The sequence below is a fragment of the Streptomyces sp. NBC_01474 genome, assembly GCF_035918215.1.
In the GTDB taxonomy this organism is placed as follows: domain Bacteria; phylum Actinomycetota; class Actinomycetes; order Streptomycetales; family Streptomycetaceae; genus Streptomyces; species Streptomyces aureus.
This window is the reverse complement of record NZ_CP109449.1, coordinates 1,120,779-1,139,540: the sequence shown is the minus strand read 5'-3', so window position 1 is coordinate 1,139,540 and position 18,762 is coordinate 1,120,779. Positions and strand designations below refer to the sequence as shown.

Annotated in this window: 14 protein-coding genes and 1 riboswitch; of the genes, 7 read left to right on the top strand and 7 right to left on the bottom strand. The window is 71.3% G+C overall.

The window, feature by feature from the left end; all coding sequences use genetic code 11:
• Positions 1–138: 138 nt before the first annotated feature.
• Positions 139–2,040 (top strand): Na+/H+ antiporter NhaA, encoded by a 1,902-nt coding sequence (gene nhaA, locus OG758_RS05480; RefSeq protein WP_326708889.1) that lies wholly within the window; start codon positions 139–141, stop codon positions 2,038–2,040.
• Here nhaA and OG758_RS05475 read toward each other — a convergent pair.
• The 6 genes from OG758_RS05475 to OG758_RS05450 form a co-directional block, all read right to left on the bottom strand.
• Positions 2,034–3,197: an ADP-ribosylglycohydrolase family protein gene (locus OG758_RS05475; protein WP_326708888.1), complete on the bottom strand. Its 1,164-nt coding sequence runs from the start codon at positions 3,195–3,197 to the stop codon at positions 2,034–2,036. The two genes, nhaA and OG758_RS05475, sit on opposite strands and share 7 nt — an antisense overlap.
• A 77-nt stretch (positions 3,198–3,274) precedes the next feature.
• Positions 3,275–4,351 carry a serine/threonine-protein kinase gene (locus OG758_RS05470; RefSeq protein WP_326708887.1) on the bottom strand — a complete coding sequence of 359 codons (1,077 nt, stop codon included), beginning with the start codon at positions 4,349–4,351 and terminating at the stop codon, positions 3,275–3,277.
• 247 nt (positions 4,352–4,598) lie between these two features.
• The gene (locus tag OG758_RS05465; protein ID WP_326708886.1) at positions 4,599–6,557 is read right to left on the bottom strand and encodes a potassium channel family protein; all 1,959 of its coding nucleotides are present in this window, start codon (positions 6,555–6,557) and stop codon (positions 4,599–4,601) included.
• Between the two features lie 98 nt (positions 6,558–6,655).
• Positions 6,656–7,501 carry a bifunctional hydroxymethylpyrimidine kinase/phosphomethylpyrimidine kinase gene (gene thiD / locus OG758_RS05460; protein WP_326708885.1) on the bottom strand — a complete coding sequence of 282 codons (846 nt, stop codon included), beginning with the start codon at positions 7,499–7,501 and terminating at the stop codon, positions 6,656–6,658.
• The gene (locus OG758_RS05455; RefSeq protein ID WP_326708884.1) at positions 7,498–8,937 is read right to left on the bottom strand and encodes a purine-cytosine permease family protein; all 1,440 of its coding nucleotides are present in this window, start codon (positions 8,935–8,937) and stop codon (positions 7,498–7,500) included. Before OG758_RS05455 ends, thiD begins: the two co-directional genes overlap by 4 nt.
• A riboswitch (TPP riboswitch) is annotated at positions 8,930–9,023 on the bottom strand. Its footprint overlaps the gene before it by 8 nt.
• 63 nt (positions 9,024–9,086) lie before the next feature.
• A complete protein-coding gene (locus OG758_RS05450) occupies positions 9,087–10,277 on the bottom strand; it encodes a TetR/AcrR family transcriptional regulator (RefSeq protein WP_326708883.1) in 1,191 nt (396 codons plus the stop codon).
• Between the two features lie 252 nt (positions 10,278–10,529).
• On the opposite strand from OG758_RS05450, the gene OG758_RS05445 reads away from it, so the two are divergent.
• The 3 genes from OG758_RS05445 to OG758_RS05435 all read left to right on the top strand — a co-directional run bounded on the left by OG758_RS05445 (position 10,530) and on the right by OG758_RS05435 (position 14,538).
• The gene (locus tag OG758_RS05445) at positions 10,530–11,822 is read left to right on the top strand and encodes an MFS transporter (RefSeq protein ID WP_326708882.1); all 1,293 of its coding nucleotides are present in this window, start codon (positions 10,530–10,532) and stop codon (positions 11,820–11,822) included.
• A gap of 215 nt (positions 11,823–12,037) precedes the next feature.
• The gene (locus OG758_RS05440; RefSeq protein WP_326708881.1) at positions 12,038–13,195 is read left to right on the top strand and encodes an acyl-CoA dehydrogenase family protein; all 1,158 of its coding nucleotides are present in this window, start codon (positions 12,038–12,040) and stop codon (positions 13,193–13,195) included.
• Positions 13,196–13,362: 167 nt separating this feature from the next.
• Positions 13,363–14,538 carry a CaiB/BaiF CoA transferase family protein gene (locus tag OG758_RS05435; RefSeq protein ID WP_326708880.1) on the top strand — a complete coding sequence of 392 codons (1,176 nt, stop codon included), beginning with the start codon at positions 13,363–13,365 and terminating at the stop codon, positions 14,536–14,538.
• 73 nt (positions 14,539–14,611) lie between these two features.
• Here OG758_RS05435 and OG758_RS05430 read toward each other — a convergent pair whose 3' ends face one another.
• The gene (locus OG758_RS05430; protein ID WP_326708879.1) at positions 14,612–15,787 is read right to left on the bottom strand and encodes a thiolase family protein; all 1,176 of its coding nucleotides are present in this window, start codon (positions 15,785–15,787) and stop codon (positions 14,612–14,614) included.
• A 177-nt stretch (positions 15,788–15,964) separates the two neighbouring features.
• Here OG758_RS05430 and OG758_RS05425 point away from each other — a divergent pair, with 177 nt between their 5' ends.
• The 3 genes from OG758_RS05425 (at position 15,965) to fabG (ending at position 18,758) form a co-directional block, all read left to right on the top strand.
• The gene (locus tag OG758_RS05425; RefSeq protein WP_326708878.1) at positions 15,965–17,122 is read left to right on the top strand and encodes an acyl-CoA dehydrogenase family protein; all 1,158 of its coding nucleotides are present in this window, start codon (positions 15,965–15,967) and stop codon (positions 17,120–17,122) included.
• Positions 17,123–17,190: 68 nt separating this feature from the next.
• On the top strand, positions 17,191–17,955 hold the full coding sequence (locus OG758_RS05420; protein ID WP_326708877.1) for an SDR family NAD(P)-dependent oxidoreductase: 765 nt from the start codon (positions 17,191–17,193) through the stop codon (positions 17,953–17,955).
• A gap of 35 nt (positions 17,956–17,990) precedes the next feature.
• Positions 17,991–18,758, top strand: coding sequence for a 3-oxoacyl-ACP reductase FabG (gene fabG, locus OG758_RS05415; protein WP_326708876.1), 768 nt, complete (start codon positions 17,991–17,993; stop codon positions 18,756–18,758).
• The last annotated feature ends 4 nt before the right edge of the window (positions 18,759–18,762 follow it).

Below are 18,762 nucleotides of genomic sequence, written 5' to 3'. Positions count from 1 at the left end.
TCTCACGGGGCGGGCACTCGAACGCGGACGCCGTGTCGATTCGTCCGTGCCGCCGTGCGTCAACTACCGTCTCACCGCGCTCGGGCGCTCGCCCGAGCAGCCGCCGGCCTGGTCCGCGCGGGCTGTCGAGAGACGGGAATGCCGCCGATGAGCTCGGGGTTCGACGGGCAGACAACGAGCGGCGAGGAGCTGCGCACACCGCTGCGCGACTTCCTGCGCACCGAGACCGGCAGCGCCTCCGTGCTGCTCGTCGCCGCTCTCGCGGCACTGGCCTGGGTGAACATCGGACCCGGCACGTACGAGGAATTCTGGGGGACGCGCTTCTCCGTCCGTATCGGGTCCGCCGGGGTGTCGCTGGACCTGCGGGAGTGGGTCAACAGCGGCCTGATGGCGTTCTTCTTCTTCGTCGTCGGCCTGGAGGCGCGGCGCGAGTTCGACATGGGGGAGCTCCGCGAACGCCGGCGCGTCACGCTGCCCCTCGTCGCGGGACTCAGCGGCATGGTCGTCCCCGTCGCCGTCTACCTGGCCATCAACGCCGGGCACAGCACGGCCCATGGCTGGGGCGCCGCGATGTCGACCGACACGGCCTTCGCCCTCGGCATGCTGGCGCTGCTCGGCAACCGGCTGCCCGGCGGGCTGCGCATCTTCATCCTGACCGTGGCCGTCGTCGACGACTTCGTGGCGCTGATCATCATCGCTGTCGCCTACAGCGGAGACATCGACGTTCCCGCCCTGCTGGTGGCACTCGGCCTGTTCGGCTTGATCCTGCTGGTACGGGCCACCGGCACCCGGCGCGGCTGGGTGTATGTGCTCCTGGCCGGCGCGGTCTGGGTGGCGCTGCTGGAGTCGGGGGTCGACCCCGTCGTGATCGGCCTGGCCATGGGGCTGCTGACCTTTGCGTACCCGGCGAGCCGTACCGCGCTGGAGCGGGCGAGCGGCCTGTTCCGGCTCTTCCGCGAGCAGCCGACCCCCGAACTGGAGCGGTCGGTCCGCCGGGGCCTCGCGTCGGCCCTGTCCCCCAACGAGCGGCTGCAGCGCCTCTACCACCCGTGGACCAGCTATGTGATTGTGCCGCTGTTCGCCCTCGCCAACGCCGGCATCGAGCTCAGCGGCGGCGAACTGGCCCGCGCGTTCGCCTCGCCGATCACCCTCGGCATCCTCTTCGGTTACGTCCTGGGCAAGCCGCTCGGCATCGTCGGCGCGGCCTGGCTGACGACCCGGCTCAGCCGCGGCCGGCTGCGCCCGTCCGTCGGCTGGGGCGCCACTACGGCCGGGGGAACCATCGCAGGCGTCGGATTCACGGTGGCCCTGCTCATCGCCACCCTCGCGTTCGACGGCGGCCAACTGGCCGAGGCGAAGATCGGCATCCTCAGCGCGGTCGTCGGCGCGTTCCTGATGACCTGGCTGGTCTCCTGGGTCATCGGAATCCTGCCCCGCCCCACCCGGATGCGGGCCCTCCTCGGAACGGCCGAAGGCATCGTCGACCTGGCCGTGCCGGTCGACCCGGACCGCGACCACGTGCGCGGACCACGGCACGCGCCCGTGACGGTCGTCGAGTACGGCGACTTCGAGTGCCCCTACTGCGGACAGGCCGAACCCGTCGTGCGGGAGCTGCTCGCCGGCTTCGGCGACATCCGCTACGTGTGGCGGCATCTGCCCCTGAACGACGTGCACCCGCACGCCCAGCTCGCCGCGGAGGCGGCCGAAGCGGCGGGGGAGCAGGGTGCGTACTGGGAGATGCACGACCTGCTGTTCACCCACCAGGACGCCCTGCGGGCCACCGACCTCCTGAGGTACGCGGGTGAACTCGGCCTGGACACCGACCGGTTCCACAAGCACCTGCGGGCCCACAGCGGCGGGGGACGGGTCGCGGAGGACCTCGAGTCGGCCGACCTCAGCAGCGTCTCGGGCACACCCACGTTCTTCGTCAACGGACGGCGCCACCACGGGGCGTACGACATCGAAGGGCTGTCGGCGTCGGTGCGGGCGGCCAAGGAGCGGGCCGTGCTCGCCGGCAGGCGCGGGCTCCGGCGTCAGTAGTTCCAGGGACGCTTCTCGCCGGGCCGGATCTCGGCCGCGATGTCGTCGCCGAGCCGGGCGACGGCGGTCCGTCCCTCGATCCCGGTCAGCCACTGGTACGGCAGGTGTACGTCGCCGTGCAGCGCGCCGAGGATGTTGCCGCACACGGAGCCCGTGGAGTCGCTGTCGCCCGAGTGGTTGACCGAGAGCAGGAACGCGGCCTCGATCGGCGTGCGCGGCGGCTTCGGGTCGCACACCGTGCCCTGCTTGCCGACGTAGAAGGTCTGCGGCCGGGTACGGGCGAGCGCCGCGTACACGCCGATGGCGAGGGCCTCCTCCGCGACCCAGCCGGCGCCGAGCGTCTCCACCTTCTCGGGGGACGCCTCGCCCTCTTCCTCGGCGAGCGCGACGGCCCGGCTCAGCGCGGCCGTGGTCTCCTCGTGGCCCCGGTAACCGGAGAGCAGACGCAAGGTCCGCAGCACCGCGCCCTCCAGGGACTCGCCGTCGACGAGGTGGCTGATGAGGGCGGCGAACGCACCGGAGGCGAGATAGCCGGTGGGGTGTCCGTGCGTGATCTGGGCGCACTGGGCGGCGAGTTCGAACGACCGGCGGGCGCCCAGGTCCGTCAGACCGAAGGGCGCGGAGCGCATCACGGCGCCGCAGCCCTTGGAGTCCGGGTTCACCGGCCCCGGCTCACCGGTGGGCTTCCCGTACGGGTCGGGGGTGATTCCCGCTTCGACGCCGCTCAGGCAGGCGTTGCCGGGCGCGCGGCGCGCGTACAGCCAGGGCTCGTGCCGCAGCCACCCGATGCGGTGGCGCAGGTCCTCCTCGGGCAGCGGCCCGGGGTGGTTCTGCGTCTCCAGCCACCTCAGGTACGCGTCGTGCACGATGGCCGCCTCGGCGCCGCCGATGCCCCGGTCCCGGGTGCGGCAGTACCCCCGCAGATGCCCCTCGGCGGTGAACAGGGTCATCTGGGTGTCGTCGCTGACCCGGCCCGTCACACCGTCCGCGTCGGCCACCAGGCCGGTGACCCCGGCCGCGCCGTGCGTGGCGCGGATGGCGTCGAGGGAGAGGAACTCGACGGGGTACCCGAGCGCGTCACCGATCGCGCCGCCGAGGAGACAACCGCGTACGCGGCTGCGGTGGACGGCGAGATCGGCCCAGGAACGGGTGTGCACGGTGAGCTCCATGGTGGTCGGTCGAAGGCGTAGCACCCATCATCGCCGCAGCGTGTTCCGCCGGGACGGGCGCCCCGTCAGTGCGCGGACGCGGAGGGCGAAGGTGCGCCTGTCGGTGCGTTCGCGGCACTGTCGTCGGGGGCGAACCACGCCATGCCGATCAGGAGGGACGCGACGAACAGAGCGGCCGCGGCGACGGCCCCGATGATTCTCGGTCTGCGTCTCGCCGCCTCCAGGACGCCGCCGCGCCGGGCCGCCCCGCGGCGCGCCGCCCGGCCGGACGACGGCAGCTGGTAGGTCGTGGACGTGGTCCGGATCTCCGGGGAGGTCTGGAAGTGGGGGGCTGGTGTCGGCGCAGGGGCCGCCGGCACAGGCTCAGGGAGGGGTTCGGGGCGGCCCTGCCAGGAACCCGCACGGAACCAGTCCGTGACCTCCTGGGCCGTCGGCCGGTCCTCCGGCCGCTTGGCCAGCAGGCCGAGCAGATAGTTCTCGAACGACGGAGGCAGCTGGACGCCGAGCCGGCCCGGGGCCACGGGTGCGGCGTCCACGTGCTGGTAGAGGAGGCCGGTCGCGGTGTCGGCCCGGAACGGCGGGTTTCCGGTCAGGAGTTGATACAGCACGCAGCCCAGCGAGTACACGTCGGACGCCGGGCCGGCGTTCTTGCCGAGCGCGCGCTCGGGCGCCAGGTACAGGCCGGTGCCGACGATCTGCCCGGTGGTGGTGAGCCCGGCGGCGGGATCGTCGAGGAAGCGGGCGATGCCGAAGTCGCCCAGCTTGACCGTGCCGTCGGGGGTGAGCAGCAGATTGCCCGGCTTGATGTCCCGGTGCACCACGCCCTGGCGGTGGGCGGCAGCGAGCCCGGCGGCCGCGCCGGCCGCGATGTCCGCCACCCGTTGCGGTGTCAGCCGCGCGCCGCCGGCGGTCTCGTGGGCCAGGCTGCCGCCCTCGACGAGTTCCATGACGAGGTAGAAACGGTGCTCCCAGGAGCCGAAGTCGTAGACACCCACCACGTGCGGATGGCTGAGCGACGCCGAAGTCTGCGCCTCCATGCGGAACCTGGCCGCCGCCGAAGGGTCCGCGTCCTGGGCGATGAGCAGCTTCACGGCCACGGGCCGGCCGAGCATCTCGTCGGTCGCCTGCCACACCTCACCCATACCGCCGCGGCCTATGGCCTTGTGCAACCGGTACCGATCCGCCAGCAACAACCTGCGCACCACCCTTGAAAGACAGCCCCGTCAAATTGGTTGCCACGGAACGAAGTTCGCCCCGCGCGAGCGCGAGGACGAGCGGGAGGGGTGTGGCGGGATCAAGGATAAGGCGCGCGGAGAGCCGATGATCACACTTGGGCGGGTGGCTGGTACGGAAGGCAAGAGGTGGTGATCACACCGCTCGCGGGGCCTCCTAGGAGTCGCCTGCGCGGGTACGGGCCAGGGGCCCGTGCCGCAGGAGCTCCGCCAGGCCCTGGCGCGTGGCGGCCAGCACCACGCGGTCCTCCGGACGCAGCACGTACCCGGGGTGAAGGTCCCACACGAGGCCGGTCGGGCGGTCGGGGTCGTCGTCGGCAGGGGACGCGGCCAGGTCGCGGCGGCGCTCGCTCGGCGCCGTGGCGTCGAGCGCGATCACACGCCGGGAACCGGCCCGGAACGAGTCGGCGACGGTCCGGCCGTCGAGCAGCGGATGTCCCGCCACATCGAGGGCGGCGAAGAGCAGGACGCTGCGCTCGACGGGGATGGCGCCGAGGATCTGGCGGCCCATCATGGCGCCGGCGAACGCGGGCGCGGCCAGGGTGGAGACACTCCGGCTGCGGGTCAGGGCGCGGGGATGCGCGGAACGGAGCGTGCGGTAGACGGCGGTCGCGAAACCGTCGTCGAACAGGCGCAGCGCCACCCGCAGGTCGGGCTTGACCGATCGCGCGTGCAGCGCGGCCTCGAGATTGGTGATGTCGCTGCTGGTGAGGGCGAGCAGGGCGTGGGCGCGGTGCACCTTGGCGGCTTCCAGGACGCCTTCCTGCGTGACGTCACCGATGACGGTCGGTACGCGCAGGCGGCGGGCGAGGGCGACGCCGCGTGCCTCGGGATCCTCCTCCACGCACACGACGGGGATGCCGAGTTCACGCAGGCGGGCAAGGACGCGGGTACCGATCTTGCCGAGGCCGAGCAGCACGACGTGGCCGGACAGACCGCGCGGCGGGCGGCGCAGGGCCGACGCCGTGCGGAAGGTGCCGAGGGCTTCGAGCACGGCCGCGAGAAGTACGGGCAGGAGGAGCAGTCCGGCGAGCCCCGTGAGGAGTTGGAGGAGCTGGCGGGCGAGCGGCTCCCCGATCGCCGGGTCGTCGATGGCGAACAGGTCGAGGAGCGTGAGGTATCCGGCGTGCAGCGGGTGGTCGCCGGTGGTGGCCCAGGACGCCACGGCCAGGCCGAGGACGCTCGTGACGAGTCCGGCGAGGGACCAGCGGAGCCGGCGCGAGAACAGCGAGCTGAGGGGCATACGTCGGCTGGTCGTGCGGCCGTTGGGTGCGGCGACCGTGGGGGAGACGGCTTCCAGGACCACCGTGCCGCGCCCGGTGGCCGCGGCGACCGTGCGTTCGTCGGGCAGCAGCAGAGGACCCTCAGCGCCGCCCACGTCCGAACCCTCGGCGCCCGCCGGGTCGTTGGCGGTCGCGGACAGCAGGGCGAGGGTGCACAGGCCGGGGTCGGCCACCTCGCCCCGGCCCGGCGGGGTGCGCTCCACGGCGCGCAGAAGGAGCCCGTCGGCCTGGACGACCTTGCTGGTACCGGCGACGGCGGTGGCCGCGAGCGCCGGTGCCGCGGTGTCGGCGTCGGACAGGACGGTCGTCGTGGTGTCCAGTGCCTCGGGGTCGACGCCGGGGGCGGAGAGCGCGGCTGCCTGATCGAGGAGGTGTTCCAGGTGCTGGCCGAGCTTGCGGTTGTAGAGCCGGATGACCAGGCGCAGCTGGGGGTTGAGACGGCGGGCGGCCAGGGCGGCCCGGATGTTGGTCTCGTCGTCGCCGTGGACGAGGGCCAGCGCGGCTGCGTCGGCCACGCCCGCCTCGGCCAGCGCCTCCTCATCGAGTTCCGGTGCCTCCAAGACACGTGGCGGCGGAACGCTGTCGTCGGCCGCGGCGGACACCGTACGGTTGACGACCGCCTGCATCCGCGAGAGCAGGGTGGCCGCCCGCGCCCGTCCGGCGGGACCGGCGCCCGGTCTGGCGACACGCACGGAGGGCACGACGACCGTGACCCGCTCGCCGTAGACGGCGCGCAGTTCGGCGGCGAGCCGCTCGGCGAGTGCGTCACCACCGCACACGATCATGTGGCCGGTCGGCGGGGCCTGTTGAGGCTGGCGGGGCAGGGTGGTCATGGCAACAGTCAAGTGGACGGGAGCGCCGGAACGCACATCGGGCCCTGATTGTGTGCAGGTGGGCGTGTTGCGCGTGCCTCAGGTGGCCCCGGCGGCTCTCAGTCCGTGCGCCCCGCGGCCTTGGACCGATCACCCGGCAGGCGCCACCCGTGGTCGACCGGGCCGATGCCCGACCCCAGCGCGAACCCGGCGGCGATCGCCCCCGTGACGTACTCCTTCGCCAGACGGACGGACTCCGGCACGGGCAGGCCGTGGGCGAGACCCACGGCGACGGCCGACGCCAGGGTGCATCCGGTGCCGTGCGTGTGCCGGTTGTCGTGGCGGGGAGCGCGCAGCCAGTGCTCCTCAGTGCCGTCGGTGAGCAGGTCCACGGCCGCCCCGGGCAGATGACCGCCCTTGACGACCACCCAGCGCGGCCCGAACGACAGGAGCCGCGCCGCGGCCCGGCGCATGCCGTCGTCGTCCGTGACGGCGAGGCCGGTCAGCTGTGCCACCTCGTCCAGGTTCGGCGTGGCCACCGTCGCGACCGGCAGCAGCTTGGTGCGCACCGCGTCCAGCGCGTCCTCGGCGAGCAGCGGATCGCCGTGCTTGGAGACGCTCACCGGGTCCACGACCACGGGGGCGTCCGTACCGGCGAGCAGTTCGGCCACCGCCTCGACGAGCACCGGCGACGAGAGCATCCCGGTCTTGACCGCCTGGACGCCGATGTCGTCCACGACGCTGCGGTACTGCGTGCGCACCGCGTCGACGGGGAGTTCCCACGCTCCCTGGACCCCCAGGGAGTTCTGCGCGGTGACGGCCGTCAGGACGCTCATGCCGTGGGCACCGAGCGCCAGCATCGTCTTGAGGTCGGCCTGGATCCCGGCGCCGCCGCCCGAGTCCGAACCGGCGACGGTCAGGACGCGGGGCGGCGCGACGCGTCCGGTGCTCGCGGGCACGGTCATGTGCGGGCCTCCTGGTGCGGTGCGGTCTGCGGGGCGGCGGTCGGGCGGCGCAGCCTGAGGGGCGCGTACACGACGAGTGCGGCGACGAAGGCCACGTAGTACGCGAGGTCGGCGCCGTGCAGGGCCTCTGCGACCGGGCCCACGTACAGGCCGCTGTCCATGAACGGGACCGCGGCGGCGAAGGCGGCGACGAAGGCGAGGAGCCCGGGCCACCAGGGCTGCGGCCGGGCGCTCTCGGCGGTCAGGTCGACCGGCGCGCCGCCCCGGGCCCTGGCGCGCGCGAACCAGTCGACGGCCACGACCGCGACGAAGCCGGGGATCCAGTAGCCGACGAAGAGCAGCACGTTCTGGAAGCGGGCCGCGGTGTCGGCGGCGTGCATCCACAGCACCAGCGGGAAGCCGAGCACCGCGGCGAGTGCCGCCGCGAGCGGCCGCGGGACCCGGACGCCGATCGTCTGCAGGGCCAGCGAGCCGCTGTAGTCGTTCATGGCGTTGCTGCACAGGGCCGCGAGCGCCACGGCGAGCAGCCCGAAGGAGCCGAGAACGCCCCCGCCGAGCAGCTCGTCGACCCCGCGCGCGGTCTGGTCGGTGAACACGGATGCGCCCCACAGCCCGAGCGCCTGGACGGCGACGAAGGAGACGGTGACGCCGAGGAGCGTGAACCAGAACATGCGCTTACGGGATGTGGCGGCCGGAAGATAACGGCTGAAGTCGCTGGCGTAAGGGGCCCAGGACAGGGACAGGCTGAGCGCGATCGTGCTGGTGAGGACGAACGCGCCGGCCTGGTCGGCCCCGTGCGCGGCCCCGGTGGTGACCGGATGGACACCGTCGAGGAGCTTGACGGCCAGGACCACGAACGCGGCGGCCAGTACGAAGGTCATCAGCCTCTGGAGCCGGTGGACGGCCTCGTAGCCGAGCACGCCGAGCGCGCCCTGCGCCAGCATCATCACGAGCACGCCGACCCAGAAGGGCCAGCCGCACAGCCGGGCGAGCGCGTCACCGCCGAACAGGCCGATCAGCGCGTCCCAGGCGACCGACGACAACCACTGCAGGACGCCGGGCACCGCGACGGCCCGGCCGAACGCGAGCCGCGCCAGCGGAAGCTGTCCCGCGCCGGTCGCGCTGCCCCACGTACCGAGATACGCGGTGGGCACGGCGCCGACGAGGGTGCCGATGACGACGGCGGCCAGCGCGGTGGCGAAGTCCAGGCCGAGTGCGATGCCGACGGTGCCGGTGAAGACACCGGTCATGGTCAGGTTCGGGGCGAACCACACGGTGAACAGGCGCCCGGCGCCGCCGTAGCGGTGGCTCTCGGGGACCGGCGCGATCCCGCGCGCCTCGACCCGCAGGTCACCCGGCGCGGCCGGCATCCGCCCGTCGAAGACGGAGCGCGGTCCGGTGGTCCCGGTGCTGCTCGGGGCATGGGGCAACGACATTGGCTGACATCCCTCCGCCAGTGCTAACTGGTTCAGGTTCGACGGGTGTGATCTCAGCCCTCGGCGGGGCACCCCGTGTCCGGTACGTCGGCAAGGGTAGCTTCCCCGTCCCGGGAGGCACACCAGGGGGCGGTCTGCCGGCCACGAATCTATGCGGGCGGGTTCTCGCTCAGGAGCAGTGCCGTGCCGAGTTCGGCGAGGCGGTCGGCGAGATCCGTGCGGTCGCCCGTGGAGCCCGTACGGGCCGCGTTGTCGATGACCGTCAGCACCGCGGTGACGACGATCCGGGCCTCGGCGGTGTCGAGTCCGGGGCGCACCTCGTCGAGCAGGCGCACCCACAGCGCCAGGTACTCCCGCTGATTTTGCCGGGCCGCCTTGCGCTCCTTCTCGGGAAGCTGGTCCAGTTCACCGATCAGCAGGCCGATCAAGTGGCTTTGACTCAGGGTGAATTCGATGTACGAGCGCAGTAGCCGGTCGAGGGTCTGACGCGGGGTGCCGGGCTTGGCGAGCGCCTGTGCCGTTCCCGCGCGGCGCTGTTCACCGCCGCGCATCACGGCGGCCACGAGCAGGTCTGTCTTGGTGGGGAAGTGCTTGTAGATGCTGGGGCCCGTCGCTCCGGCGGCCTCGCCGATGTCGTCGGTGCTCACGGACTGGAAGCCCCGCTCGTCGAAGAGGCGGATCGCCTCGACGAGGATCTCCTCGCGGCGGGAGACCGCGAGGCCCGCGTATCCACCCGGCGCAGTTCCCGCCTCGGCGCCGGTACTCGCCCCGAGCGGGCAGTGCGCGGCGGCGTGTGCGAGCCGGTAGAGGAGTTCTTCGAAACGGCGGCGGGGCAGCGACGTGCGGTGCCAGGAGATGGAGCCGAACACTGACAGGACGGACCACGCGAGGAGATGGCGGTCAGGCTCGTCGAGGTCCGGGCGTTCGTCCCCGATCAGGGCGGCGATCCGGTCGGCGACGTCGTTGAGAGCGCGGCGCTGTTCCTGGCGGCGGTCCTCCGGCAGGTGCCTGGCCTCGCGCTGCCACAGGACGGCCGAGCCGCGACGCTCCATGGTCTCGTTGGCCGTCGTGCGGAGGTAGGAATCCAGGTCCGGAGCCGCCATGAGGGACTCCAGGATCGTGTTGACCGTGGTGTCCACGACGTGGAGCAGCAGATCGGGCTTGCCTCGGAAGTGTCGGTAGAGGGCGGGTGCGGTGATGCCGACCTCGGCCGCCACGTCGGCCACCGACACGTTGTGGTAGCCGCGCTCGCGGAACAGCCGGGCTGCTGCGGCGACGATCCGCGCCTTGCGGTCCGGGGGTCTGCGCGCGGTCGTCCGACCCGACGCTTCCGTCTGCATCCCAGTTCGCCCCTCGCCGTCCGGCCATCTTCGGCAAAGGTACAACATCCGAGCACCACCGTGATCAACAAGTAAGCCGCATGGTGTGGCGTTAGACAGAAATCACTCAGCTGCTGCGTGACCGCCCTGTGCTCGGTAATCTGCGTCTGATCCATTGTGCACCTTGGTTAGAGGTGTTTCACTTCCTGCTCACATCAGCCCCTTTGATCAGGGAGGGCCGCCATGGCCGTCGATCGACAAGAAGTGCCCGGCTTGCCGTCTGCGACCGCCTCTGGGGCCCGTGTGTCCGCCGTGCGGCGCCGGGCGTGGTTCGTCCTCGCGCTGCTGGTCTGTCTGATGCTCGTCAACTTCGCCGACAAGGTCGTCGTGGGCCTGTCCGGCGTAGGCATGAAGAAGGAACTGGGCCTGGACAGCTCCCAGTTCGGTGTCATCCAGAGCAGCTTCTTCTGGCTCTTCGCCGTCGGTTCCGTGCTCGGTGGCTGGCTCGGAGGCAAGGTGCGGGCGCGCTGGCTGCTGGCCGGGATCGCCGCGCTGTGGGTGCTCAGCCTCGTGCCCATGGCCGCCCAGGTCGGCTTCACCACCATCGTCGCCTGCCGGGTGCTGCTCGGCTTCGCGGAGGGGCCGACCGTCGCGCTGGCCATGCAGGTGGCGCACTCGTGGTTCCCCGCGCACCGGCGGAGCGTGCCCAGCTCGATCGTCATCGCCGGCGCCGGGGCCGGCCCGCTGATCGCGGCCCCTGTGCTGACCTGGGTCATCGAGACGTACTCCTGGCACGCGGCCTTCGGTGTCCTCGCGGCGTTCGGTGCGGTCTTCGCCGTGCTCTGGCTGCTCGGCGGCGACTCCGGGCCCGAGGGCGCGCGGGCCGGCGATCACCACATAGCGGCGACGGCGCTGCCCGAGCATGTGCCGCTGCGGCGCCTGTTCTCCACGGGAACACTGATCGGTATGGCGCTCCTGTTCTTCGTCGCGTACGCCAACACCTCCGTCGGCGTGAGCTGGCTGCCGCTCTACCTGCGCGACGGTCTGGGCTACGACGCCACCGCCGCGGGCAAGCTCGTCGTCCTCCCCTTCCTCGGTGCCGCCGTCGCCGTCATCCTCGTCGGGGTCCTCTCCAGCGCCCTGACCAGGAGAGGGGTCGGAAACCGCGTCACCCGCGGGATTCTGCCTGCCGCCATGGTGCTCGCCTCCGGGGTATGTACGGTGGCCTTCTCCTCGCTGGACCGCGGCGTTCCGCAGATGACGCTGCTCGTCATCGGCGCCTGTCTGAACTCCGCGGGATACGGCGTCGCCTTCGCCGGGCTCGCTGATGTCGCGCCGACCGGTCAGCGCAGCACCGTGTTCGGGATCGTCACCGGCATCTACAGCCTCGGTGGGGTCGTGGCCCCGCTGGTGATCGGCAGGCTGGTCGACGCCGGCACGTCCGCCGTGGCCGGTTACGGGGACGGCTTCCTGGTCCTCGGCATCACGATGATCATCGGGGCCGTTGCCGCGCTCCTCCTCGTCGACCCCGACCGCGACGCGGCGCGCCTGGCGGCGGCGTCCTGACCGCCGACCGCACACCGTGCTATGCATTGAAAACTATCACTCTCAACAAACGATGGCTTGACACCTGGCCAAACGAGCAAGAAAGTGAATCTGTAATAACTTGCTGGCCGGGCAACGAGAGTCACCGTCGGCGACGAGGTGTTCGTCCAACCGCATCGGCACCCAGGTCCTGACCGCCGACGGCGGATACCGCTGAATCCCAGGAGTGACGAGATATGAAGCGCACTGTCTACAACGAGGACCACGAGGCGTTCCGGTCCGTCGTCCGGGACTTCATCGCCAAGGAGGTGTCCCCGCGCTACGAGGAGTGGGAGAGGGACAACCGCGTCCCGCGTGAACTCTTCCACCAGCTCGGCGAGTTGGGCGTCATGGGCTTCGGCATCCCCGAGGAGTACGGCGGCCCGGGCGAGACCAGCTACAAGTACCAGACGGTGATCACCGAGGAGTGTGCGCGAGCCGCGGTCTCCTTCGGGCACTACACCGTCACCACCGGCATCGTCCTGCCGTACCTGCTCAACATCGCCGACGAGGAGCAGAAGAAGCGCTGGCTGCCGGGCATCGCCAGTGGCGCGATCACCCTGTGCATCGCGATGACCGAGCCCGGCACCGGCTCCGACCTCGCGGGCATCCGGACGCGGGCCGAGCTGTCCGACGACGGCACCCACTACGTCCTCAACGGCGCGAAGACCTTCATCACCGGTGCCCTCAACTCCGAGTTGTGCGTCGTCGTGGCCCGCACCTCCCCGCCCACGGCCGAGGACCGCCGCTTCGGCCTGACACTGCTCGTCGTCCCGACGGACAGCGAGGGCTTCGCGTACGGCCGCAAGCTGGACAAGATCGGCCTGCGTGCCTCCGACACCTCCGAACTGTCCTTCACGGACGTCAAGGTGCCGGTGGAGAACGTCCTCGGCGAGGTCGGCAAGGGCTTCTCCTACCTGGGCAACAACCTCGCTCGCGAGCGCCTCTCCATCGGCGTCGGCGGTGTCGCCACCGCGAGCGCCGCGATTCAGTTCGCCAAGGCGTACGTCCAGGAGCGCCAGGTGTTCGGCAAGCCGGTCGCCGCGTTCCAGAACACCAAGTTCGTGCTCGCCGAGTGCGCCGCCGAGGTTGAGGCCGCCCAGGCCATGGTCGACAAGGGCATCGAACTCGACGACCGGCACGAGCTGTCGCCCGCCGACGCCGCCAAGATCAAGCTGTTCTGCACCGAGGTCGCCGCGCGTGTCATCGACAAGTGCCTGCAGCTGCACGGCGGTTACGGCTACATGCTCGAATACCCCATCGCCCGGCTGTACGCCGACATCCGTGTCTCCCGCATCTACGGCGGCACCAGCGAGGTCATGAAGACGATCATCGCGAAGGACCTGGGTCTGTAGGTCCGCCCCGACGTGCCCGGGCCGCCCGGTCGCCCCCGGCGGGCCGGCCCCGGCGCACTCCGGCCGCCCTGCCCCACCCACGGCAGGGCGGCCGTTCCCCATTCCCGCCATTCCCGATGCCCTCCGCCCGCGTTCCCTTTCCCGCCGCCCGAGAGAGCCGCCTTTCCGTGAGCACTGCACCCACCGCCGCCACTTCCACCCCCTCCACCTCACCCTCTGCAGGACCGCTGGCCGGCATCCGTGTCGTCGAGCTCGGCGGCATCGGCCCGGGGCCCTTCGCCGGCATGCTCCTCGCCGACCAGGGCGCCGAAGTCATCCGCGTCGACCGCCCCGCCGAGGCCGGAACCGCCTCCAAGCACCCGATCCTGCACCGGGGCCGCCGCTCGGTCGCCCTCGACCTCAAGGACCCAGCGGGCGTCGAGGCCGTCCTCGCCGTCGTCGACAGCGCCGACGCGCTCATCGAGGGCTTCCGCCCCGGTGTCGCCGAGCGCCTGGGCCTCGGCCCGGAGGCGTGCCTGGCCCGTAATCCCCAACTGGTCTACGGCCGGATGACCGGCTGGGGTCAGGACGGGCCGCTGGCCCAGGCTCCCGGTCACGACATCAACTACATCGCCGTGGCAGGTGCGTTGGGCGCGCTCGGCGCCGCCGACGAGAACCCGCCCGTCCCGTTGAATCTCTTCGGCGACATGGGTGGCGGCGGAATGCTGCTTGCCCTGGGCATCACCACCGCCCTGGTCAGCGCGGCCCGCACCGGCAAGGGCCAGGTCGTCGACGCCGCCATGACCGACGGCACCGCCGTACAACTCTCCCTCATCCACGGTCTGTTGGCAGTCGACCGGTGGGAGGACGCGCGTGGCGTCAACCTCTTCGACGGGGGCGCCCCCTTCTACCGCACCTACCGCACCTCCGACGGCGGGTTCATGGCCGTCGGCAGCGTCGAGCCGCAGTTCTACGCTGTGCTCCGGGAGGTCCTGGGCCTCGGCGACGACCCGCTGTTCGCCCAGCAGCACGACCGGGAGGCCTGGCCTGCGATGGGGGAGCGGCTCGCCGAGATCTTCGCAGGGCGCACCCGCGAGGAGTGGACCAAGGTCTTCGATGGCACACAGTCCTGCGTCACGCCGGTGTACGGGCTGACCGAGGCCGCCACACATCCGCACAACGTGGCCCGCGGTACGTACTACACCGACAACGGTCTGCTCCAGCCGGCGCCCGCCCCTCGTTTTCAAGGGACTCCGGCCGCGACCCCCAGCCCCGCGCCGGTGGTCGGCGCGCACACCCGCGAGGTCCTGGAAGAGGTCGGCCTGGACGTGTCCGCGATCGACGCTCTCGCTCCGAAGGGCTGACGCAGCAGAAAGGGGGAGGGCCGCCGGCCGGCGGCCCTCCCCCTTTCTGCTTTGGTGTGAACTTCCGGATGTCTCAGAGCAGTTCGAGAATCGTCGCGTTGGCCATGCCGCCCGCCTCGCACATCGCCTGGAGGCCGTAGCGGATGTTGTTGTCACGCATGTGGTGGACCAGCGTCGTCATCAGACGGGCACCGGAGCCGCCGAGCGGGTGGCCGATGGCCATGGCACCGCCGAGCGGGTTCATCAGCGAGTAGTCGGCGCCGGTCTCCTTGAGCCAGGCCAGGGTGACCGGGGCGAACGCCTCGTTGATCTCGAACGCGCCGATGTCGCCGATGGAGAGGCCGGAGCGCTTGAGAGCCTTGGCTGTGGCAGGTGCGGGGCCGAGGGCCATGGTGACAGGGTCGGCGCCGGCGAGCACCGCGGTGTGCACGCGGGCGATCGGGGTCCAGCCGTTCTGCCGCGCGATCTCGCTCGTCGTGATGAGCAGCGCGGCGGCGCCGTCCGAGATCTGGGACGAGTTGCCCGCGCTGACCACACCGTCCGCCTTGAACGGCGTCTTGAGGCTCGCGAGCTTCTCCAGGGTCGAGCCGCGCCGGACGCCCTCGTCGGTGTCGAATACGCGCGTGGTGCCGTCTTCGGCGGTGACTGTGACGGGCGTGATCTGTCCGGTGAAGCGGCCCTCGTCGATGGCGCGGGCGGCGCGCTCGTGCGAGTCCAGGGCGTGCTGGTCGAGCTGGGCGCGGCTGAAGCCGTACTGCTCGGCGATCAGTTCGGCGCCGACGCCCTGGTCGAACTCGCCGTCGCCGTCCGGGAAGTAGCGGTTGAGGACCAGCGGGCCGTACGCCTTGCCGGCCTCCGGGACGCTGCGGGCCGAGCCCATCGGCACCCGGCTCATCGACTCGACGCCACCGGCGACGGCGATGTCGTACTGACCGGCGGTGACCAGGCCCGCGGCGAAGTGCACGGACTGCTGGGAGGAGCCGCAGGCGCGGGAGACGGAGACACCGGGCACGGACTCGGGCCAGCCCGCGGCGAGTGCTGCGAACCTGCCGACGACGCCGGCCTGCTCGCCGACCTGGGAGACGGTGCCCCACACGACGTCGTCGACGGTGGCGGGGTCGAGGCCGGTGCGCTCGGCCAGGGCCGTCAGGGTGTGGGCGGACAGATCGACGGCGTGGATGCCGGCGAGGGAACCGCCGCGCTTGCCGACCGGGGTCCGCACGGCATCGACGATCACTGCGTCACGCATGGGCTGCTCCTGGAAGAGGGGGAAGTGCGCGGTCGCGGACGGGCGCGACTAGCCAATAAGTTATTCCAAGCTAACCTCCATGTCCAGGATGCTTTTCGCGTTCTGAACGCCTTGACAGCTGCGGAAACGAGCGTGAAAGTGAAAAACGGCTAACCCACGTTCAAGAGAGAGGCCGTCATGCCGCGCACGGTTTTCAACGAGGAGCACGAGGCGTTCCGGCAGGTGGTCCGGGACTTCCTCGCCAAGGAAGCGGTTCCGCACCTGCAGGACTGGGTGGCCGCGAAGGCCGTGTCGCGCGACTTCTATCGCAAGCTCGGGGAGCTGGGCATCCTCGGCATCGAGGTGCCGGAGGAGTACGGCGGCGGCGCCGAGACCGGTCACCACTTCGGTGCCGTGTTCGCGGAGGAGGTCGCCCGAGCCGGGGCCACCGTGGGCACCGCCATGACGCACGCCAACATCATCCTGCCGTACCTCCTGCACTTCGGGACCGAAGAGCAGAAGCGGCGCTGGGTCCCCGGCTGTGTCTCCGGCGACATCATGCTGTCCATCGCGATGACCGAGCCCGGCACCGGCTCGGACCTGGCCGGCATCCAGACGAAGGCGGTCCTTTCCGAGGGCGGCACGCACTACGTCCTCAACGGCGCCAAGACCTTCATCACCGGCGGCACCCAGTGCGACCTGGTCCTCGTGGTCTGCCGCACCTCGCCCGCCCCCGCCGACAACCGCCGCAAGGGCCTGTCCGTCCTCGTCGTGGACACCACGAGCGAGGGCTACGCGGTCGGGCGCAGCCTCGACAAGATCGGCCTGCACGCCTCCGACACCGCCGAATTGTCCTTCACCGACGTCAAGGTCCCTGTCGTGAACCTCCTCGGCGAGGAGGGTGAGGGCTTCTTCTACCTGGGCCGCAACCTGGCCCGAGAGCGCCTCGTCATCGCCGTCCAGGCGGCCGCCGCGGCCGAGGCCGCCGTGCGGTTCGCCAAGGAGTACACCCAGGACCGCACGGTCTTCGGCAAGTCCGTCGCGTCCTTCCAGAACACCAAGTTCGTTCTCGCCGAGTGCGCCACCGAGGTCGAGGCCGCCCGGCTCATGGCGTACGAGGCCCTGGAGCGCGACGCGCGAGGCGAGCTGTCCGCGGACTACGCCGCCATGGCCAAGCTCCTGTGCACCGAGACCGCCGGCCGCGTCATCGACAAGTGCCTTCAGTTGCACGGCGGTTACGGCTACATGCTCGAGTACCCGATCGCCCGCCTGTACGCCGACACCCGCGTCATGCGCATCTACGGCGGCACCAGCGAAGTCATGAAGACCATCATCGCCAAATCCATCGGCCTCTGACCCGCCGGTCCGTCGGCCTCTGACCCGCCGAGCACCTCGGCACCCCATCCAGGAACGGAACCCACACCATGCAGATCAACGGAGTCTCCGCCGTCATCACCGGTGGCGCGTCGGGCCTCGGCCTCGCCACCGCCAAGCGCCTGGTCGGCCAGGGCGCCCACGTCGTCCTGCTCGACCTGCCCACCTCCAACGGCGAACACGTCGCGAAGGAGCTCGGCGAACGCGCGCACTTCGTCGCCGGTGACGTCCGCAGCGCCGACGACGCCGCCCGCGCCGTGGCCACCGCGGCGGCGCAGGCCCCGCTGCGCATCACGGTCAACTGCGCCGGCCTCGGCAAGGGCGGACGCACCGTCAAGCGCGACGGAACGCCGTACGCCCTCGAGGACTTCGAGTTCGTCGTCGGCGTCAACCTCATCGGCACCTTCAACGTGCTGCGCCTCGCCGCCGCCGAGATGGCCAGGACCGAGGAGGTCGACGGGGAGCGTGGTGTCATCATCAACACCGCGTCCGCCGCTGCCTTCGAGGGCCAGATCGGGCAGTGCGCCTACTCCGCGTCCAAGGGCGGCATCGTCGGCATGACCCTGCCGATCGCCCGCGACCTGGCCGCCGCCAAGATCCGCGTGATGACGATCGCCCCCGGCCTCTTCTCCACCCCGCTCCTGAACAAGAAGCCGCAGGAGTTCCTCGACGCCCTCGGCGCCCAGGTGCCGCACCCCTCGCGCCTCGGAAACCCGGACGAGTACGCGCATCTGGCCACGTCCATCATCGAGAACCCCATGCTCAACGGCGAGACGATCCGGCTCGACGGCGCCATCCGCATGGCTCCGAAGTAGACCGTCCCCACCCGCTCTTGACCAGGGAGTTTCCCGTGTCCGTAAACAGCTCCGCCCAGAGGGTGGCCGTCGTCACCGGCGCCGCCCGGGGCATCGGTGCGTCGACCGCCGCACGACTGGCGCGCGACGGTTTCGCCGTCGCCGTGTTCGACCTGGACGAGGCCGCCTGCGCCCGTACCGTCGAAGAAATCGAGAAGGAGGGCGGACGCGCCCTGGCCGTCGGCTGCGACGTCTCGGACCCCGAGCAGGTCGAGGCCGGTGTCGCCAGGGTCGCCGCCGAACTCGGCGCCCCCGCCGTGCTGGTGAACAACGCCGGCATCATCCGCGACAACCTCATCTTCAGGATGACCCCGCAGGACTTCGACTCCGTCATCGGCGTCCACCTGCGCGGCGCGTTCCTGATGGCGAAGGCCTGCCAGGCGCACATGGTCGACGCGAAGTGGGGGCGGATCGTCAACATGTCCTCCGCAGCCGCGCTCGGCAACCGCGGCCAGTCCAACTACTCCTCGGCCAAGGCCGGCCTGCAGGCGTTGACCAAAACGCTGGCGATCGAGCTCGGCCCGTTCGGCGTCACGGCCAACTGCGTGGCCCCGGGCTTCATCGCCACCGAGATGACCGAGGCGACCGCGGAGCGCATGGGCATCACCTTCGAGGAGTTCACCGAGCGGTATGCCAAGACCATTCCGGTCCGCAGGGGCGGACGCCCCGAGGACATCGCCCAGGCGGTCTCCTTCTTCGTACGCGAGGAGGCGGGCTTCGTCTCCGGCCAGATCCTGTACGTCGCCGGCGGCCCCAAGGGCTGACGCA